This is a genomic window from Weissella sp. ESL1156 (genome assembly GCF_058505625.1).
In genome coordinates this window covers 1,267,915-1,286,510 of record NZ_CP196372.1, presented here as the reverse complement: position 1 = coordinate 1,286,510, position 18,596 = coordinate 1,267,915, and the positions used below count along the sequence as shown (strand labels likewise).

General features: G+C 38.1%; 17 protein-coding genes. 10 read left to right on the top strand and 7 right to left on the bottom strand.

The window, feature by feature from the left end:
- Positions 1 to 49 precede the first annotated feature (49 nt).
- Both ACSKY2_RS06525 and ACSKY2_RS06520 read left to right on the top strand, forming a co-directional pair.
- Positions 50 to 556, top strand: coding sequence for a GNAT family N-acetyltransferase (locus ACSKY2_RS06525; RefSeq protein ID WP_489877173.1), 507 nt, complete (start codon positions 50 to 52; stop codon positions 554 to 556).
- A gap of 371 nt (positions 557 to 927) precedes the next feature.
- Positions 928 to 2,328 carry an APC family permease gene (locus ACSKY2_RS06520; protein WP_489877172.1) on the top strand — a complete coding sequence of 467 codons (1,401 nt, stop codon included), beginning with the start codon at positions 928 to 930 and terminating at the stop codon, positions 2,326 to 2,328.
- 184 nt (positions 2,329 to 2,512) lie between these two features.
- Here the strand turns inward: ACSKY2_RS06520 and ACSKY2_RS06515 are convergent, their stop codons facing one another.
- Both ACSKY2_RS06515 and ACSKY2_RS06510 read right to left on the bottom strand, forming a co-directional pair.
- Positions 2,513 to 2,899, bottom strand: a complete 387-nt coding sequence (locus ACSKY2_RS06515; protein ID WP_489877171.1) for a hypothetical protein — start codon at positions 2,897 to 2,899, stop codon at positions 2,513 to 2,515.
- The gene (locus tag ACSKY2_RS06510) at positions 2,892 to 4,211 is read right to left on the bottom strand and encodes a Y-family DNA polymerase (RefSeq protein WP_489877170.1); all 1,320 of its coding nucleotides are present in this window, start codon (positions 4,209 to 4,211) and stop codon (positions 2,892 to 2,894) included. The genes ACSKY2_RS06515 and ACSKY2_RS06510 overlap by 8 nt, the downstream gene beginning before the upstream one ends.
- A gap of 158 nt (positions 4,212 to 4,369) precedes the next feature.
- Here ACSKY2_RS06510 and ACSKY2_RS06505 point away from each other — a divergent pair, with 158 nt between their 5' ends.
- Positions 4,370 to 5,842 carry an MDR family MFS transporter gene (locus tag ACSKY2_RS06505; RefSeq protein ID WP_489877169.1) on the top strand — a complete coding sequence of 491 codons (1,473 nt, stop codon included), beginning with the start codon at positions 4,370 to 4,372 and terminating at the stop codon, positions 5,840 to 5,842.
- A gap of 81 nt (positions 5,843 to 5,923) precedes the next feature.
- Here ACSKY2_RS06505 and ACSKY2_RS06500 read toward each other — a convergent pair whose 3' ends face one another.
- Together ACSKY2_RS06500 and ACSKY2_RS06495 are read right to left on the bottom strand one after the other, a co-directional pair.
- Positions 5,924 to 7,771, bottom strand: coding sequence for an FAD/NAD(P)-binding protein (locus tag ACSKY2_RS06500; RefSeq protein ID WP_489877168.1), 1,848 nt, complete (start codon positions 7,769 to 7,771; stop codon positions 5,924 to 5,926).
- A complete protein-coding gene (locus tag ACSKY2_RS06495; RefSeq protein WP_489877167.1) occupies positions 7,771 to 8,433 on the bottom strand; it encodes an NAD(P)H-hydrate epimerase in 663 nt (220 codons plus the stop codon). Before ACSKY2_RS06495 ends, ACSKY2_RS06500 begins: the two co-directional genes overlap by 1 nt.
- A gap of 141 nt (positions 8,434 to 8,574) precedes the next feature.
- Here ACSKY2_RS06495 and ACSKY2_RS06490 point away from each other — a divergent pair, with 141 nt between their 5' ends.
- Both ACSKY2_RS06490 and ACSKY2_RS06485 read left to right on the top strand, forming a co-directional pair.
- Positions 8,575 to 8,913 (top strand): hypothetical protein, encoded by a 339-nt coding sequence (locus ACSKY2_RS06490; RefSeq protein WP_489840540.1) that lies wholly within the window; start codon positions 8,575 to 8,577, stop codon positions 8,911 to 8,913.
- Positions 8,914 to 9,031: 118 nt separating this feature from the next.
- On the top strand, positions 9,032 to 9,736 hold the full coding sequence (locus tag ACSKY2_RS06485) for an MIP/aquaporin family protein (protein ID WP_489877166.1): 705 nt from the start codon (positions 9,032 to 9,034) through the stop codon (positions 9,734 to 9,736).
- 145 nt (positions 9,737 to 9,881) lie between these two features.
- Here the strand turns inward: ACSKY2_RS06485 and ACSKY2_RS06480 are convergent, their stop codons facing one another.
- Both ACSKY2_RS06480 and ACSKY2_RS06475 read right to left on the bottom strand, forming a co-directional pair.
- Positions 9,882 to 10,367: a phosphatidylglycerophosphatase A family protein gene (locus tag ACSKY2_RS06480; protein WP_489877165.1), complete on the bottom strand. Its 486-nt coding sequence runs from the start codon at positions 10,365 to 10,367 to the stop codon at positions 9,882 to 9,884.
- 62 nt (positions 10,368 to 10,429) lie between these two features.
- A complete protein-coding gene (locus ACSKY2_RS06475; RefSeq protein ID WP_489877164.1) occupies positions 10,430 to 11,344 on the bottom strand; it encodes an NADP-dependent oxidoreductase in 915 nt (304 codons plus the stop codon).
- 406 nt (positions 11,345 to 11,750) lie between these two features.
- On the opposite strand from ACSKY2_RS06475, the gene ACSKY2_RS06470 reads away from it, so the two are divergent.
- Entirely contained in the window at positions 11,751 to 13,079 is a 1,329-nt protein-coding gene (locus ACSKY2_RS06470; RefSeq protein WP_489877163.1) for an APC family permease, read from the top strand.
- Positions 13,080 to 13,190: 111 nt separating this feature from the next.
- A complete protein-coding gene (locus tag ACSKY2_RS06465) occupies positions 13,191 to 13,637 on the top strand; it encodes a transposase (RefSeq protein ID WP_489840545.1) in 447 nt (148 codons plus the stop codon).
- 162 nt (positions 13,638 to 13,799) lie between these two features.
- Here the strand turns inward: ACSKY2_RS06465 and ACSKY2_RS06460 are convergent, their stop codons facing one another.
- Positions 13,800 to 15,191, bottom strand: a complete 1,392-nt coding sequence (locus ACSKY2_RS06460; protein ID WP_489877162.1) for an amino acid permease — start codon at positions 15,189 to 15,191, stop codon at positions 13,800 to 13,802.
- Between the two features lie 426 nt (positions 15,192 to 15,617).
- Between ACSKY2_RS06460 and ACSKY2_RS06455 the strand changes: the two genes are divergently transcribed.
- The 3 genes from ACSKY2_RS06455 (at position 15,618) to ACSKY2_RS06445 (ending at position 18,508) form a co-directional block, all read left to right on the top strand.
- Positions 15,618 to 17,030: an APC family permease gene (locus ACSKY2_RS06455; RefSeq protein WP_489877161.1), complete on the top strand. Its 1,413-nt coding sequence runs from the start codon at positions 15,618 to 15,620 to the stop codon at positions 17,028 to 17,030.
- A 144-nt stretch (positions 17,031 to 17,174) separates the two neighbouring features.
- Complete coding sequence (locus ACSKY2_RS06450; protein WP_489877160.1) at positions 17,175 to 18,164, top strand: asparaginase; 990 nt, start codon at positions 17,175 to 17,177, stop codon at positions 18,162 to 18,164.
- 23 nt (positions 18,165 to 18,187) lie between these two features.
- On the top strand, positions 18,188 to 18,508 hold the full coding sequence (locus ACSKY2_RS06445) for a YdbC family protein (RefSeq protein ID WP_489877159.1): 321 nt from the start codon (positions 18,188 to 18,190) through the stop codon (positions 18,506 to 18,508).
- Positions 18,509 to 18,596 lie beyond the last annotated feature (88 nt).

The following is an 18,596-nucleotide window of genomic DNA, read 5'->3' as shown; positions in this document are numbered from 1 at the left end:
AATAAGAAACGTTCTATAGATAATAGACGCGGAGGAGACGATTATGTTGATGTACACAAGACCAGCTCAACCAAAAGATTTTCCAGCAATTTGGGCTGCGTTTCAAGATGGCGTTGCATACTTGGGCGAACAAGGCGCATCGCAATGGCAGGGCGAAGGCGCACCAGATAGAGCATTATTTGAAGCAGATATCGCAAATGGTTGGGGAATCGTTTTGATTTATGATGGCCAAGTTGCGGGTTATGGTTCGCTAGTACCCGGTCCTGAAGCTGAATATGAAATTTTGCAAGGTGAATGGGTTGGTGAAGAACCAGAGTATGTGGCCATTCATCGAGTAACCATTAATTCATCGATTCGTGGTAAAGGTGTTGGGAAGACTTTGACACGAGATTTAGTTAATTTAGCACGTGCACGCGGTTATCATGATATCCGCATTGATACATTTCCTGAAAATGTGATTATGCAAAATGTCATTGCAAAGACAGATTTTGAATATCGTGGCATGGTACCCTTTGAATATGGTGATCGTTTAGGTTATCAATTATTAGTAGATTAATATATTTATGAGATTTTTTTCATAAAACAATTGACTTTACTCACAAATAGGCTTAATATCTACAAGTAAGCTAAAAGAAAAGGAAATGTAGACATGCAAAATCATTTGTCAGTAACACAAGCGTTTTATTACTTTACGTATTTCGGCTAGTCATCCGAATTATGCGTAGAGTGATTTGCGCTGATCATTTGGATGACGGTAAAGTATCCAAATGTGTGAAGACGAGTGAATCACTTGTGATGCATTATCTGCATGGGCACGTATTGGATACTAATAGTAATCCAATGCGTGTTTTTTTGTTATTTTAGTTATTTTTATTTAGTTACTGATAAATGAGTTTGGCCATTGTATCTACAAAAAGGAGTATATGTATGGGAATATGGCAGAGAATGTTTAAACGAGAATCATTAGACAGTTATATGTCGAGTGATGGTCATTTTGAAAAGTCATTAAATGCAAAAGATTTGATGGCATTAGGAATTGGTGCTGTAATTGGGTCAGGAATCTTTGTTTTGCCAGGAACTGTGGCAGCGACAACAACTGGGCCAGCTATTATTTTTAGTTTTATCTTAGCAGCGTTAGTTTCTAGTTTGGTTGCTATGGCCTACTCTGAAATGTCAACAGCAATGCCTGTCGCAGGATCAGCCTACTCGTATGGTAATGTTATTTTCGGTGAAGTGATTGGTTGGGTATTAGGCTGGGCATTGATCTTAGAGTATATGTTAAGTGTGTCGGCTGTTTCAACTGGGTGGTCAGCTTATTTTGCGAATTTAGTATCACCACTGTTTAAGATACCAACGGCTTTATCAGGGGCATACAATCCTGCCCAAGGCACTTATGTTAATATCGTTGCTGTGATCATTGTCTTGTTAATTGGTTTGTTATTACGTGGTGGTTTACGTCAGTCAAAGCGTGTTGAAAATGCGATGGTATTGTTGAAAATCGTTATTATTTTGGTTTTTATTATTATTGGTGTTTTTTTCATTAAAAGTAGTAATTATCATCCTTTAATTCCTAAACGTGTCAACGGAGCCTTTGGCTGGCGTGGGGTGATTACAGGAACGTCGATGGTCTTCTTTGCTTTCCTAGGGTTTGATGCCTTGTCATCATCTGCTGCTGAAGTGAAGAATCCCAAGCGCAACATGCCAATTGGTATTATTGGTACATTGATTGTCGCTGCCGTATTATATGGTGCGATGGGATTGGTACTAACAGGAATGGTGCATTATACAAAGTTGAACGTTGCTGATCCAGCTGCCTTTGCCCTACAACAAGTTGGTCAAAACTGGGCATCACTTATTATTACAATTGGTGCTTTGATTGGTATGGCTACAATGATGTATACCATGACCTATGCTGCTTCCCGTTTAATTTATGCCGTTGGTCGTGATGGATTGTTGCCAGGTGGTGTTGGTAAACTGAATAAACAAGGCAATCCTAACCGTGCACTAACAGTAGCAACAATTGTTATTGCTATCTTTAGTGGGCTAGTGCCGTTGGATAAGTTGGTTGACTTGGTTAATGTTGGAACGTTACTAGCTTTCGTGGTTGTTTCATTAGGAATCATACCATTGCGTCATCGCAAGGATGTTAATCATGATGGGTACAAGATGCCAGGATATCCAGTAATGCCGATTATTTCAGCATTGTTATCTGGTTTTTTGATTACACAACTACACTCAGAAACATTGATAGCAGCAGCCATTTGGTTTGTTATTGGATTAATTTTGTATATGACATATGGTATTCGTCATTCAAGAATGAATAATTAATTGATTGTATCATCAAGATATCATGTTTTTTATTAACTGAAGAGAGCCGGTAGTCTATCCATTTTAACGATAGATTATCGGCTTTTAATGTGTTCTAAAAGATTACAACATAATGATAATAACAGTTGTGCTCTTCAAAATATCCTTAGCATATGTTTCTTTAAGGTGATTCCAAATGAGATGTCTATTTTTGCACAGACCATAGCTGATACCAGGGGACATGGTGATCACCAATGATAACGGCCTCATCTGTATAGCCCATCACATGACCGGTAATCATTTGAGGAATAACGCCGTTCACTGACTGCGTATTTAGTTGAATGGCGACGGATTCATGTTGGGCGTAGGCTTCAAATAAAATCTTTGACATTAATATTGGCGACATTTCTGATGAGCGCGAACGTTCATTAGCTCTCTTTAAGGCCTGCGCTGTTTTTTGAACTTGTTCAGTATGATCCGATAAATAATAACCTTGCCATTTCATCATGCCACGATCATAATAATCATATTTAAAAAAATTTGCGGCCTGTTTTAGTATGTCGACATTGCACGACTGTGGTTCATTAACCATAAGCATTACCCCCATTATGACCACCAACTAAACCAACACGGTCAAGCATGGTACCACCAGCAAGACTGGAACTTTTGAAAATTGCATCAACGCCAAATTTCTGCCTGATCATATCAATTGTTTGATCTAAGCGATGCTGTTGTACCAAATCATTTGGCGAAGTAAAAAGATCCAATTGTTCCTGACCAGCAGGGCTTAATTGACCAGCACTGATGTTAATATGACGAATCACTTCGCCGTGATAGTGTGAAAGGAATAATTGCTGAAGCGTTTGGGTAATTGGTAGATTGAGATTAGTAGGTGTGATCGCAGTTTGGACATTGAAACCATGGTTTACAGTTGGATTATGATAGCCAACGCCCAAACCAAGTGATAGTTGTTTTGTTACCAAATTTTTGGCACGTAAACGACTAGCGATTTGTTCACCAATTTCACGAATGATAACCATCATCTCAGCAGGATTATCGTAGTCGTGGGGTAAAACCTGACTATTACTTAATGAATGATTTTGGGGATGATACTTTTCACGTACGATGCTACGATCGATTCCCCAAGCAAGTGCATATAATTCACCGCCAATAATGCCAAATTTTTCAATCAAATGATATGGATTATGAAATGCTAAGTCTTGCATTGAAAAAATGCCAAGACGATTAAGTTTTTTTGCGGTACGCGTTCCGATGTGCCAAACTGCTGTTAATTGATTAATTGGCCATAAATATTGAGGAATTGTTTCATAATGCCATTCACCAATTAAGCTAGCGTCATGTTTTGCGGTAATATCCAGAGCCATTTTTGCCATTGCTGGATTATCACCAATACCAACAGTTGTATAAATACCGGTTTGCTGTTTAATTTTCATTTGAATCATACGAGCAATTTGTTTCAGCGTTAAATGATGACCATGACCGAATTTTGAAATAATGTACTGGTAGCTATCTGTGATATCTAAAATTGATTCATCGATCGAGTAGATATGGAGATCTTCTTCTGCAACAAATTGCCGATAGATGTCATTGATTTCTTGATTTTTTTTAATATAGTAATTCATGCGTGGTTCAGCGATAATGAGGTTAGGATTATCTGGTACATCACGTTGCCGAGTGACATTACTAATGCCAAGGTTCTTTTTCGCTAAAGGAGATGCGGCTAGAACTAAACCACCATTAGTATTTTCTTGACGACTCATGACAACAAGCATTGTTTTTAAAGGGTGACGATGACGGGCAACACATTCAACACTGGCATAAAAACTTTTAGAATCAATGACAAAAATCGCACGTCGTGGTTCTTGTTGATAGACATCAAACATAAAACAGCCTCCAAATTAATTTTAACTTAACATTAGGATAAACCTAATATTCATTTTGTGCAACTATCTTTTGTCGTTGGTGGTTTGCTTGTCGTTGGTGATTGCCTTATGATAAGATTGATTGTTCATGGAATTTAAAGGGAATAGGAGCGATAGGGTTGGAAAAAGAAAAAACAAATAGGGGCATGGTAACGCTGGCCTTATTTATCGCGACTTTTTTGAGTGCGGTAGAAGGAACAATTGTTTCGACAGCGATGCCAACGATCGTTGGTGACTTGGAAGGTATTTCCATTATGAATTGGGTGTTCTCAATTTTTTTACTAACAAGTACGTTAACAACACCAATTTATGGTAAGTTAGTTGATAATATTGGTCGTAAACCAGTGTTTATTGCTGGGTTGATTATCTTTTTAACGGGTTCTGTATTAAGTGGTCTTTCAGATAATATGCCAGAATTAATTATTTGGCGTGCCGTACAGGGTGTTGGTGCTGGGGCGATTTTACCAATTTCTAATACGATTATTGCGGATATTTATCCACCAGAAAAACGTGCGCAAATCATGGGAATTAATAATTCTGCATGGGGTATTGCTTCAGTTGTTGCACCATTACTGGGTGGTTTGATTGTTGATAATTTTACCTGGCGATGGGTATTTTTCATTAACTTACCTTTCGGTTTACTATCGATGGGATTGATTTTATTATTTCTCAAGGAAGACAAATATGAAACAAAGGGTCATTTAGACTTTTTGGGCATTATTTGGTTGTCTATTACCATTTCCGGTATTTTGTATGGTGTTGAATTATTGAATAAAACACAAATTAATTGGTGGGTAGTGGGCATCATTTTTATTGTAGTCGTGATTGGTTTACTATTATTTATTCAACAAGAAAAACGTGCAGCAGATCCAATTATTTTGCTTGATTTATTTAAAAATCGCACATTTGTTATTCAAAATTTTGCTGTTGGTATGATGTCAGTCTTCTTAATTGCCTATGATGTCTATGTACCATCTTGGACACAAGGTATTTTAGGTTTACCAGCAACATTAGCCGGATTTGCAACTACACCAAGTTCAATTTTTTGGATCGTTGGCTCATTTATTGCCGGAAAGCTGTTATCAAGATTAACACCACAAAAGATTTTAATGATCAGTATGGGCTTGTTGGTCGTCAGTGGTGCAGTATTATCATGCTTACCAGCGATGATACCATTTTTTGTTTTCTTGATCGTCGGTGTCTTCTTGGGTACTGGTTTTGGGATAACAGTAACTGGCTCAACTATCATTTCGCAAAGTGTTGTGTCAACTAAGCACATTGGTATGGCAACATCATTTAATACATTGGTTCGTAGTTTATCGCAGAGTATTTCAATTTCAATATTTGGTATTGTAATGAATCAATCATTGCAAAATGGTATGGCACAACATACTGATAAGCATTTAACAGTCGCAATGTTTAATAAAATGATTAATCCACATACGGTAAATGAATTACCAAACAAAATTGTTCCGGTGATGCATCAAATTTATCACACAGGATTACGAAATATTTTTGTTATTGCTGTTGCTTGTATGTTGGTGGCATTTATTTATAACTTGAAACATCAAGATCAAGGTGTTGTTCAATAACTAATCAAAAAAAGAGTCGTTATTTTCCAAAACTGGAGAATAACGACTCTTTTGTGATAATCACGGATTATATTTCAAGATTTACTTAAAAATTGCTTGGGCAATATTTTCTGCATCATTCAAATTCTTATCAGTGATATTTGGTCGTGGTGAGAAAGTGGTAAACCATGACCAACCTTCTGTTGGAACACCCCAAATAAACAGACCAGGAACTTCTTGATTATCTTGATTGATGACAGTGAGGTTTTGTTTGTTCATGCGGGCACCACCTACTGAGTAGGTAGTACCATCTGCTCGTGTATAGATTGCTTCACTGAGGACACCTTTTTCACGTAAATGACGCAATAATGGATTAATGGTATGAGATAGTGCAGGACCAGATAAGTGGGCTTCTACTAAGTTGTCAACGGTCCACTGACTGTTACGGCTGTCACTAGCAACAAAATGATTATCTTGAACAGTTACTTTTAGATGAGGTGCAGCAACAGTTAAGAGACCCGTTTCAATAAGGGCACGCATTTGTTCAATGCGTAAAATCGGTGGGCCAACTGAAATCAGAGAATTCAATGGATTAAAGTATTTTAAGAATTTTTCGTACTCGTCAGCATTTAAATAACCAGCATCTAAGTAGTGACGAATCACAGAACGAATATCGCGAAGCATATCAAATGCACCTGCATAAGGGGCATCATTATTTCCCTTGTAGGCATCATTAATGTCCCAAGTTAAATAATTCATCATAAAATCACTATATTCAACTTCGTCAGGAACATCAGCCACCGGATTGAGAATACGTTGCCAATCCATAATGTATTCTTCTGCAACGCCAAATTGACGTGCCGTTGCGTTTAAATCATTGCTCTCTGCCAATGCAGTCATAAAGTGATCCGCATTGAATGGCCAAGTAATACCAAAATCATTAATTGTATTATGATAATGTTTATATTCTAATTCTTTTTGCAACAACTTAAAAAAACTATCGTAAGATAATTGACCACCATTGTCGGCCGCAAGCTTGTCAAGATTTTCACTAGTAAAGAAAAGTGGTTGGTAACCAGCATTAACTTTTTGATTAATGCCACGTGCATGTAATGGCAAGCCGCGACGTGAACCAGCAATGATGTGAGGTTCTTGACCAGATGGTAGATAATATAAGATACCATTATTATCACGAGCGAAACGACCACCACGCCCAATGGTCAACTTAGCCAAATAATCAAAGAAACTGAGACCTAGACCACGTAAAACAACTTTTTGGCGAGCTGGAATGTCATCTAGTTTTGCTTCTGCTGGATGAGTTGCTGGCACATATGACATATTATTATATTGTGTTGCTGCATCAGCAAATGTTTGTTGCTCTTCTGACAAAGCATTATCGACCATACCAGTTGCCATGACGATCTTGTCTGCAGTAAATGATGTGCCATCGTCCAAAGACACGTCGAATTGATGGTCATGTTTGACCGCATCAATCACTTGTTTACGTTCATATGACAACATGACATTGCTTGGTACTTGTGTCCCTAAACGTTCATAGAACCATTGACTATAGACACCAAATAGGGCACGTGATGTAAATCGATTTGGATTAATGCGCGCGATTTCGTCAAGAAAATACTCTTCGTTCACAAAATGACGACGTGTCACATATTCTTTACCATACGTTATTGCCCATTCATAAAAATTTGGTCCGTAAGTAGCAGTGGCAGTATGATTTGGCACAGATGGATCGGGGAACAACGTTAACTGTCGGGTGACCGTATTCATTAAGAAAATAGGATCTTGATCTGGATTCCAGACACGACCACCAATAGGAAAACTATCATAGAGCGTAATGTCGACAGGTTTGGTTGTCTCTTTTGCGTATGCCATGAGTCGTTCTAGTAACGTTAAATTACGCGGTCCGGCACCAACTAATACGATTTTCATTAGGTGTGACTCTCTTTCTTAAAATTTGTTAGTTCTTCTGGTGAATAGACACCAATGTCTTTCACATAGATATTACCAGCACGTTTCAGACCTTCATTTTGTAGTAATCCTTTTTTAGGATATGCAAACGTGACGGTTGCTGTTGCACGAATGGCTGAACCTAGGATAGTACCTGTTGTAGCATGTAAACCAGAAGGAATATCAACAGAAACGACTGGAATATTAGCGGAATTAACACGCTTGATGATATCACCTAACTTGACGGGTACTGGTTTAGACAGACCAGCACCAAACAAGGCATCAACGATAACCGTATAGTGGCGAAAATCATGCACACGATTTTGTGGTGTTACCCCATATTTGCGGGCGATGTCGAGTTGTTTGGCAGTATTAGGTGTCGCACGATGCTCATCCCCTAGTAATAGCAAATCAACATTGACCCCTTTTTGAGCCAACATACGGGTGATTGCGATACCATCCCCACCATTATTACCTAAACCAGCAATGACTAACACGTTAGATAAATCAAAAGTACCCGCACCAAGTACTTCCATTACTGATATGGCTGCTCGTTCCATCAAAACTAATGGATGGACACCAATTTCATCAGTGGTATAGTGACTAAACCGTTGCATTTCTTGTGCAGTGACTGACTCAATCATGAAAAGCAACCTCCTTTAAATATTTTATGTTAATAATTAATTATGATGTTCAGTGTTTATTATATCGCAACTGACTGTTAAAATGTTTCTAGTACAATGTTTTTTTATATTAAGTAAGCAAAATGTAAAGGGGGTAAAGAGATGGATATACAAAAAATTCCAGAGGATATGCAAGATGTGCGTGATCGAGTCGCTTTAATGGCTGGCCGTGGCTTTACGGTATCAGAAGAAGATGTTATCAAAGAAGCATTGAAATTAGGCTTTCAGTCGATAGTCGACGAAAAAATGGATGGTAATTATTATACTATTCGTTGGGACGAAGCGTTCCATGACTTACAAGTTTATGGCATCGATAATGAATTAGTCGGTTCAGCGACGCCAAAACCAGATGGACCCGATTTTATCAAGCAATTTGAGCTTAATGCAACCAATACATGGTTTACTTTAGATAAAGATGCTTTAGACATTATTGGTCGTTAAGTTTAAAAATTTGTTAATAAAGCTGAATTTAAGTGCAATAGTGTTATATAGTTAGAGTTAGTTTATTTATTTCGTTATTGAAAGACGAAGCAATCTTATTAAGGAGCAATTATTGAATATGGAAAGTAATATGCGTAAATATCTAGCAGAGTTCTTTGGAACGTTAATGTTAGTTGCTGTCGGTACTGGAGCGGTTGTTCTAGTTGGTGTACAAACTGGCCCATTACCAGTTGCGTTGGCTTTTGGTATTGCATTAGCCGGTGGTGCTTATGCCTTTGGACCAATTTCAGGGGGGCACTTTAACCCAGCTGTTTCATTGGGAGCTGCCATGAATGGTCGTATCACATGGAAAGAATTTGTTGGCTATGTTATCGCACAATTAATTGGTGGTTTAGCTGGTTCAGCTGTTGTTTGGGCAATCATGAAAGGTGTTGGCGCAACATCAACGATGATTAAGCAAGTTGGTTTTGGTCAAACTGATTACACAACGCCAGTTTCATTTATGGGAGCAACGGTTATTGAGATGATCCTAACATTCTTCTTTGTGCTTGTTATTTTGATGGTAACTTCAAAGAAAGCTGCTAGTTCATCTGTTGTTGCACCAATGATCATTGGTTTGACATTGGCAGCTTTGATTACAGTTGGTATCTCTGTAACAGGTGCTTCATTGAACCCAGCACGTTCATTTGGACCTGCTGTCTTCTTTGCAATGTTTGGCTCAGCAACGGCATTAACACATGTTGCGGCATACTTCATCGGACCTTTGGTAGGTGGTGCATTGGCAGCCTTAGTTGCTAAGTATGGTCTTGGTTCAGAAGAATAAATTTTATTAAAATTAAAATAAATAGGAAGTTAACCCTATTATTTACAGTAAAGGCCGTGAATCTAACCATTTTTAATCTGGTAGATTCACGGTCTTTAACTGTATTTTAAAAGAAAAATCGAAACGGTATAGTGATTGTCATTTTTTAATCATGTGCGATTCTGGCTTCGGCTGCCGCCGCAATAGCTGCCACGATATCATCGATGAAAGTGTTAACGCGGCCACCGTCATGTTGCTCATCGTTTAATTTACCAACGATGCCGGGCTTTGTGCGATCTAGATAGCCAAAATTAGTCCATGAAATTGTGCCGTAGACACCTAAGATTGACATGACTAATTGTTCATCAATACCATAAGTTGCATGGTCCCGACTAATGCGATCTTGTAATGGATCGGGTAACTGGTGGGCTTCGGCCAAATCATCAATGGCTAATCCAGTCATAATAGCGTCTTGTACCTCAGTTTTGTGTAAAACGTGTTGGACAGAATCGATGGCAGTGGCGAGTGATAAATCTGGTATATGATCATGTTGTCCAGCGACAACTAGTACAGCAATATCAGATAATTGCACACCACGATCTTGCAACATTTTAATGACATCTTTGTAATAATCCCGTTCAGTAAATAACATTTTTGTAGACTCCCTCTTCTGTACAATGGGATTATTGTATCAAAAGATCGCGGATTTTAAAATTAATCAAAAGTTAGTACTGTTTTTCCTTGGAAGGAATGTTGACGTGCTTGTTCGTGAACTTTGCGAAGATTAGATAAGGTGAATGGTAATACTTGACCGATTCGTAATTTAATTTTGTTGTTAGCCATATCACTAAATAATGCTTCAAGGTTCGGACGCTTACCATCAGAATAAGTACTAGCAGCATCAATTGGGAAAGCATCAATGGCAGTCTCATCCAATCCAACAATACTGCGTAGTTTGCCACCATTTTTTAGAATTTTAGCTGATTGTATAGAGACTGGTCCACCAATCGTATCTAACACGGCATCAAAATCAGTTAATTGTGTTTCATAATTCGTATGATAATCAACAGGAGTGACATCGCCAAAAGACCGCAAATAATTAAAATCAGCAGGTTTTGCAGTGGCATAAACTAGTGCACCAATATTTAGTGCAGCCTGGATGGCAATTGAACCAACAGCACCAGCACCGCCTTGAATGAGTACTTTTTGACCAGATTGTACATTTAAATCACGGTGGATCATCTGATAACCAGTTGCCGCACCAATGACAGCTGCAACGGCATGGATGTCATCGATCACAGCAGGAACTTTCGCGGCTGATGATTGACCAACAGGAACAAATTCAGCATAAGTTTTTTGATGACGGGTGGCTGCAATACGATCACCTACTTGAAAGTCAGTTACTTCCGAACCAATCGCAATGACTTCGCCAACAACGCTTGAACCAGGAATGAGAGGTAGTTCCTCTGTCGTTCCCATTTGACCAGCAATAAATTTAACATCGTAAGGATCAATTGCCACAGCGTGATTTTTAACCAATAGTTGTTTCTTTAGTAATTTTGGCATCTCTGTTGTAATTGTTGTTAATTCATCAACAGCACCATAATGATTTAGTTGAATGGCTTTCATAAAAATACCTCCTTAAGGGTCTATGGCTATATTTTAACGTAATTTTGGGATAAAGTTTTAACGCAAAGTATCGTTATATCTGATTATCAAAAATACGGCGTAAAAATAGTCTTTTAATAAATAAAATGAAAAATAAATTAAAAAATGGTTGCCAAACAATAAGACATATGATAATTTAAGTATATTGAATTAACACCAAACAACGGAGGACATTATTATGACTAATTTAAATCAGTTACAAATTAATATGATGATAACGTCCTCTGACTCAACTGTGTACCTAAACAGTTGAGTGTTTTGAGGTGATTAAAAAATTATCGCAAACCAAAGCCATTCAACTTGGGTTACACAAGACGTCGTTGTGTAACCCAAGTTGAATGGCTTTTTTTATTGAAGGAGAATAGAAATGACAACAGGAAAAGATGATTTAAGGCGTTCGATGGGTGTTATGACAGGGATATCAGTCGTAATTGGTACAGTCATTGGGTCGGGGATATTTTTTAAGCAAGGGCAGGTTTTGGAAACTGCTGGTGGTACGACGGCTGGGTTAGCAGCCTGGGCTGTTGGAGGAATTATTACGTTAGCAGGAGGCCTAACGTTGTCAGAAGTTAGCTCAAGATTGCCTGAAACTGGTGGCATCTATATTTACATGAAGAAATTATATGGTGAATTTATTGGCTTTTTGACTGGTTGGACACAAGTTGCCATCTACGCACCTGCCATTATTGCCTCAGTGGCAGCTTATTTTGCGCAATTATTTGCAGATTTTTTTAATATTTCAACACAATGGGTGCCGTTGATTGGTATTGTGACTTTATTTTTAATTACGATTATGAACTCATTTGATAATCGTATTGCAGGTGCTTTTCAGGTCACAACGACAACGATTAAACTTGTCCCCATTGCTGCCCTGATTATTTTTGGTATATTTTTTGGTAAAGCTGATGCGCTTGGACAAACAGTCCATCATATGGCAACAACCACGTCAGGTAATTTTGGCCTTGCCATTTTAGCAACTTTGTTCGCTTACGATGGTTGGGCAACGTTAGCTAATCTGGGTGGTGAAATTAAAAATCCTCGACGTAATCTACCTCGGGCGATTATTGGCGGCTTGTTGATTGTTATTTTGGCTTATGTGGGTGTCACCTATGGGATTTACCAAGCTGTCCCAGCTAATCAAATTGTTAGTTTAGATAATGAAGTGCCTTATACAGTTGCTAGACAAGCTTTTGGGGTTATCGGTGGTAAATTACTGGCTATTGGTATTTTAGTTTCAATGGCAGGTACACTAAATGGTAAGATGTTAGCCTTTCCACGAATGGTTTATGCGATGGCAGAAGAAGGTGTTTTCCCACGTTATTTAAAGAAGGTCAATCAAGCAAAAGCACCCATCGCAGCACTATGGACAACTGCTGGTTTAGCAGCCGTTTTGATTGTTATTTCAGGTGCTGATTGGCTCTCAGATATGGCCGTTTTCGTTATTTGGCTATTCTATGCAGCAACATTTTTTGGTGTCTTCATTTTACGCTTACGTGATAAAAAAGCAGGTGTGAAACCCAACGACTTATTATTCAAGGTACCATTGTATCCGGTAGTACCAATCGTTGCGATTGGTGGAGCACTCTTTGTTTTGATCAATACATTAATTGCTAGTTTCTCGATGGTATTGATATCGTTTATTTTTGTTGCGCTTGGCATACCAGTTTATTACTATTATCAACGAAGTAATAAATAAAGAGATACGACGCTTACTAACTATGATCGACTAAAATTAGAAACTAGTTGTTTCCTGAAAAAATATGCGATAATAAATATAAAAGTATAAATGAGTAGGGAGAATGTCAGTATGGGAAAATATCATGTGACAAATTATGAACAAATGTCGTTTGATGATTTTAATCAGCCATCAGGATTGCCTATTGATCGTCAAAATCGATGGGTCGTGCGTGCTGATAAAATTCCGTGGCATGATTTAGAAAAACAATATGCATTAGTATTTACAAGTAATCGTGGTCCGAAACCATTGCCCTTTCGTTTGGTTTTTGGGGCACTCATGATTCAACAATTACTAGAATTAACTGATGAGGAAACGCTCGAACAAATTAAAGAGAATCCTTATTTACAATATTTTGTGGGATTGTCTGGTTATGTTTATCAACGGCCATTTAGTTCTTCCACGTTAAGTCGTGCACGACAACGTATCGGGGATGCTGAAGTATTAGCGATGGTCAATCAAATTGAAGATATGATGATTGCAGCAGGCGTCACGTCTAAAATTGGTAAACGACACTAAGTTAGAAAAATAGTTATATTAAAATAAATGAAAAAAGTCGTCAATTTACCCATTTTGGATAGATTGACGACTTTTAAACGTGTTCCAAAAGACTGAAGCCTTACTGTAACAACAATTAGGTGCTTCCGGTTCTTCGTTACACAACGAACCAAAATCACCCACTTAGTTCGCAGCATGCTTTTTTCGTTGTATGAAGAAAATGATTGATAAGAGAATTAAGAATCCAGCGCCAATGCTGACAGAAATTCGCGTATCTGGATTAATAAACATGAAGATAACAATGACAATCAATGAAATTAGTGCAAAATAGTTTGCGATTGGATAAAGTGGCATTTTAAATGGATGCTCAGACATCAAGTCTTTATTTGAAGCACGGAACCTTAATTCAGAAAATAGAATAACAAACCAAGGAACCATACCAGGCAAGACGCTTGAGCTGTAAACCAAAACGAATAAGTTAGCCGTTGATTTGCTATAAGCAGAAAGGACGGTATTTAAAATCAAGCCAAGTAGGATACCACCTGAAATTGCTAGAATTGAAACATAAGGCACTTGATGAGATGATAAATATGACAATGGCTTAGCCGTTTCACCATCTCTTGATAGCTTAAATAACATACGACTTGAACTATAAATACCAGAGTTTGCACCTGACATGGCAGCTGTTAGAACAACGAAATTAATAATACCAGCAGCACCTGAAATACCAACTTTAGAAAATGTTTCAACGAATGGTGAACCAACAGCAGCTAGTTGATTCCATGGGTAGATTGTAACAATAACAAAAATAGCACCAATATAGAAAATTAAGATTCGCCAAACGATTGAACGAATTGATGAGACGATGGCATGCTTGGGATGTTCAGCTTCACCAGCTGTGATACCTAATACTTCAATCCCTTGATATGAACCAACGACAATTGACATGGCAAAGATGAATCCTTTAAAACCACCAGTGAAGAAACCGCCGTGTTGCCATAGATTCGCAAAACCAATGGCGTGCCAATGATTACCTAAGCCTAAGAAAATGACCATTAATCCTAAGACGATCATGATGATAATCGTGACGACTTTGATCATTGCAAAATAAAATTCCATCGTACCATAGGCCTTAGCTGATGTTAGATTAGCGAGTGTTAATGTTGCAATGACAACAACGCCTGATACCCAACCAGGCAAGTGAGGCCACCAATAATTTAAATAAGTGCTAACAGCGATAACCTCGCTAATTCCTACGACAATATATTGGAAAACATTACTCCATTTTGTGAGATAGCCGGCTAGGGGATGAATATAATTAGAGGCATAATCAGCGAATGAACCAGTTGTTGGATTAATAAAAATCATTTCCCCTAGTGCACGCATCACTAAGTATAAAATAATCCCCACAAAAGCATAGGCAAGTAATACAGAAGGACCTGTCCATTGAATGGTAGATGTTGATCCCATGAAGAGACCGACACCGATTGTGCCACCCAATGCAATCATCTGCATTTGTCCACCTGTTAGTGAACGTTTTAGTTCACGTTCAGTTTCAACCTGTTTATTTTTCATCTGCTCGACTCCTTTTTTACTAAAAAGTACACAAAAAACCGTCCAATCAACCTGCACCGCGAAAGGGGGTGTCGAGCTGATTGGACGGTTTGTTAATAATCAATAGCTATTAACAACACATTAAATAACCCAACCAGCCAGAATGGTGGTTGAGGTGGTGGTCGTTAGGTGATCCGTCAAGATTAAGTTTTTCACTTGTTGGTGTAACATAACAATTTCCTCTATGTGTTAATTAATAATTAGAAGAATATCATTATTAATCATGAATGACAAGTAGTAATTTAAAAAATGTTAATTTATATGACGTATTTCTTAATTAATTAGTAATAATAAGTCAGCGTGATGGCATATAACATGAGAAACTTTTACCAGTCTTAATGATTTGATTCTTTAAGATAATAAAAATAAGTAATTGAGGAACGCTGTATGTCAAAATTGCGTTTATGGCAAAAAATGATTCGTCGTGAAGATCCGAGCAACTATGCTGATAAAGATAGTCAGTTACAGCCGGTATTAGGGAAACGAGAAATGATCGCCATGGGATTAGGAACAGTGGTTGGTGCTGCGGTATTTACAATGCCTGGTATTGTGGCTGCAGAATATGCTGGACCAGCAGTGACCATTTCGTTTATTGTGGCTGCATTAATTGCTGGCTTATCAGCGTTAGCCTATGCAGAACTGGCTTCCGCTTTGCCATTTGCCGGGTCCATTTATTCATGGGCAAATGTTATTTTTGGTGAATTTATTGGTTGGCTGGCAGGTTGGGCTATTTTGGCAGAATATTTAATTGCATTAGCACTTGTTTCGTCTGCTTGGTCATCTTACTTTCAAGGGTTTTTATCAAGTTTTGGAGTGACATTACCCAAATTTTTTCAAGCCTCTTTTAACTGGCAACAAGGTACCGGCTTTGACTTACTAGGAGCATTAGCGATTCTGGCAGTTGGTTATTTTGCATCATGTGGTATGCGCCAAATTGCACGCGTTGAAAATTGGTTGGTCATTGGTAAAATCATTGTAATTATCGTTTTTATTGTGGTAGGTGCGACAGCAATCCAAGTCAATCATTGGGTACCATTTATTCCACAACACCAAATAGGGACACATTTTGGTGGACTAACAGGAATTATGGCTGGTGCAACACAAATTTTCTTTGCTTATATTGGTTTCGATACGATTGCTGCAAGTTCAGCAGAAGTTAAGAATCCACAGAAAACCATGCCGCAAGCCATTGTGGGCACGTTAATTATTGCGACACTCTTATTTGTTGCTGTGTCATTAGTATTGACGGGTATGTATCCTTATGAAAAATTTGCAAATAATGCTGAACCAGCTGCATGGGCTTTACGTGAGTCTGGTCATTTATTGACGGCTAATTTATTATCAGTTGTGGCATTAGTCGGTATGTTTTCAGGATTAGTGGCCCTACTCATTGGTGGGTCACGTTTGGTTTATTCATTTGGACGAGATGGCTTAATGCCACGTCAATTTGCTAGATTAAATCACAAAGGCATACCTAAAACAGCAATCTATGTTATCACAATTGTTGCTATTGTATTAGGGGGGATTTTTCCAGTCGGCATGTTGGCAAATTTAGTATCTGCAGGCACTCTGATTGCATTCATCGTTGCCGGATTAGCTGTTTTAAAACTGCGTAAACGAACAGATATTGCCCATAATGGTTATAAAATGCCATTTTACCCAGTGTTGCCAATGATTGCAGCACTTTCAGCATTTTGTTTACTGTGTTCACTGAACATGGCAGCAATTCTATTGACAGTCACATGGATTGTTGTTGGCATGATCATATATTTTTCGTACGGGAATCAACATAGTTACTAAGTATTAGACGTGTTAATAATGAAAGAGATAGAGTCATTAGGGGTGTACCTTTTGTGGCTTTATTTTTTGTACCAAAAGATTTTCTTTAAGCATTGTGCGATAATGAATAAATAATAAACGTTCAAATTGATGGGAGAAAAGCCGATGAAAAAATTGTTGGTTTTAACAACAGGTGGGACGATTGCATCAACGAAAACGGCACGTGGCTTAGCGCCAGGCATGACGGCTGATGAATTGATGACTTATGTTGTGCCACGTGATGATGTTCGCATGTCCGTTGAAAATATTATGGGAAAAGATTCGACAAATATGCAGCCAGAGGATTGGTTAATTATCGCTGGACGTATTTTAGAACACCAAGATGAGTTTGATGGGTTTATTGTGACACATGGTACGGACACAATGGGCTATACAGCTGCCGCATTATCATATTTGCTGTATGGTATTAAAAAGCCAGTTGTTTTAACTGGTTCACAGATACCACTCGGAGAAACACAGTCAGATGCCATTCGTAATTTAGATGATGCAGTGACGTTTGCCAGTCAAACACATTTGATGGGTGTGTACTTGGTATTTAATGGTTTAGTGATGATGGGAACACGAGCGGTAAAGACAAAGACTAAGAGCTACGATGCTTTTGAAAGTATTAATTATCCTTACTTAGCCAGTGTTAATGCAGGTCAAATGGTATCGTTATATGAACCAGAACCTGAAGAACCACGACTTAAAGCACATACATCATTAGATCCAAATATTTTTGTCTTAAAAGCATTTCCAGGATTGTCCGTCGATATATTTGATTATCTGGTTACACATACGCATGGCGTAATTATTGAAAGTTTTGGAAATGGTGGGTTACCATTCCAACGTCGTAATTTAATTCCAGGCATTGAAAAATTAATTGCAGCGAATATTCCAGTAATCATCACAACGCAAATTTTAGAAGAAGGGCAAGATATCAATCTTTATGAGGTTGGTAAACGTGTCGCTGATGCGGGTGGTGTGACAGTTGGTGATATGAATACGGAAGCTGTTGTGGCAAAATTAATGTGGGTACTAGATCAAACACGCGATCCGCAACAAATTACAAAAATGATTCAGACACAAGCAGCGCATGATATTGGTTTTGTTTGAAGATGATGAACAAGGAGGCAGATATGGCAAAGTTATCATATGATATTTTAGAAAAATTTGGCACATTATCAACGAGTAAAAGTGGTTGGGAATTACAGTTAAACTTTGTACAATGGGGTGATAATCAGCCTAAGTTTGATTTACGTTCATGGTCACCCGATAATAGTAAGATGGGTAAGGGATTGACCTTATCACATGATGAAATTGTTGCATTATATGATGTGTTGACAAAAGTATTGGACGCAGAACATGCACCTGTAACAGATGTCACGGGCAATAATGACGGCACACCTGCAGCATCAACAGATGAACGACCAAAATGGGGTCGTCTAGACGAGATGTAAAAGAATATGGTATTGAGACTAGCGATTTGTTATGAAAATAAGTAGATTGCTGGTTTTTATTTCGCATAATATCGCAACTGCCGTTAAT

Excerpts from the sequence above, each read along its gene's own strand:
- ACSKY2_RS06510 (WP_489877170.1), bottom strand. The coding sequence starts at position 4,211 with ATGTTTGATGTCTATCAACAAGAACCACGACGTGCGATTTTTGTCATT.
- ACSKY2_RS06495 (WP_489877167.1), bottom strand. The coding sequence starts at position 8,433 with ATGATTGAGTCAGTCACTGCACAAGAAATGCAACGGTTTAGTCACTAT.
- ACSKY2_RS06500 (WP_489877168.1), bottom strand. The coding sequence starts at position 7,771 with ATGAAAATCGTATTAGTTGGTGCCGGACCGCGTAATTTAACGTTACTA.
- ACSKY2_RS06525 (WP_489877173.1), top strand. The coding sequence starts at position 50 with ATGTACACAAGACCAGCTCAACCAAAAGATTTTCCAGCAATTTGGGCT.
- ACSKY2_RS06475 (WP_489877164.1), bottom strand. The coding sequence starts at position 11,344 with ATGAAAGCCATTCAACTAAATCATTATGGTGCTGTTGATGAATTAACA.
- ACSKY2_RS06490 (WP_489840540.1), top strand. The coding sequence starts at position 8,575 with ATGGATATACAAAAAATTCCAGAGGATATGCAAGATGTGCGTGATCGA.
- ACSKY2_RS06465 (WP_489840545.1), top strand. The coding sequence starts at position 13,191 with ATGGGAAAATATCATGTGACAAATTATGAACAAATGTCGTTTGATGAT.
- ACSKY2_RS06515 (WP_489877171.1), bottom strand. The coding sequence starts at position 2,899 with ATGGTTAATGAACCACAGTCGTGCAATGTCGACATACTAAAACAGGCC.
- ACSKY2_RS06450 (WP_489877160.1), top strand. The coding sequence starts at position 17,175 with ATGAAAAAATTGTTGGTTTTAACAACAGGTGGGACGATTGCATCAACG.
- ACSKY2_RS06455 (WP_489877161.1), top strand. The coding sequence starts at position 15,618 with ATGTCAAAATTGCGTTTATGGCAAAAAATGATTCGTCGTGAAGATCCG.
- ACSKY2_RS06445 (WP_489877159.1), top strand. The coding sequence starts at position 18,188 with ATGGCAAAGTTATCATATGATATTTTAGAAAAATTTGGCACATTATCA.
- ACSKY2_RS06485 (WP_489877166.1), top strand. The coding sequence starts at position 9,032 with ATGGAAAGTAATATGCGTAAATATCTAGCAGAGTTCTTTGGAACGTTA.
- ACSKY2_RS06470 (WP_489877163.1), top strand. The coding sequence starts at position 11,751 with ATGACAACAGGAAAAGATGATTTAAGGCGTTCGATGGGTGTTATGACA.
- ACSKY2_RS06460 (WP_489877162.1), bottom strand. The coding sequence starts at position 15,191 with ATGAAAAATAAACAGGTTGAAACTGAACGTGAACTAAAACGTTCACTA.
- ACSKY2_RS06520 (WP_489877172.1), top strand. The coding sequence starts at position 928 with ATGGGAATATGGCAGAGAATGTTTAAACGAGAATCATTAGACAGTTAT.
- ACSKY2_RS06480 (WP_489877165.1), bottom strand. The coding sequence starts at position 10,367 with ATGTTATTTACTGAACGGGATTATTACAAAGATGTCATTAAAATGTTG.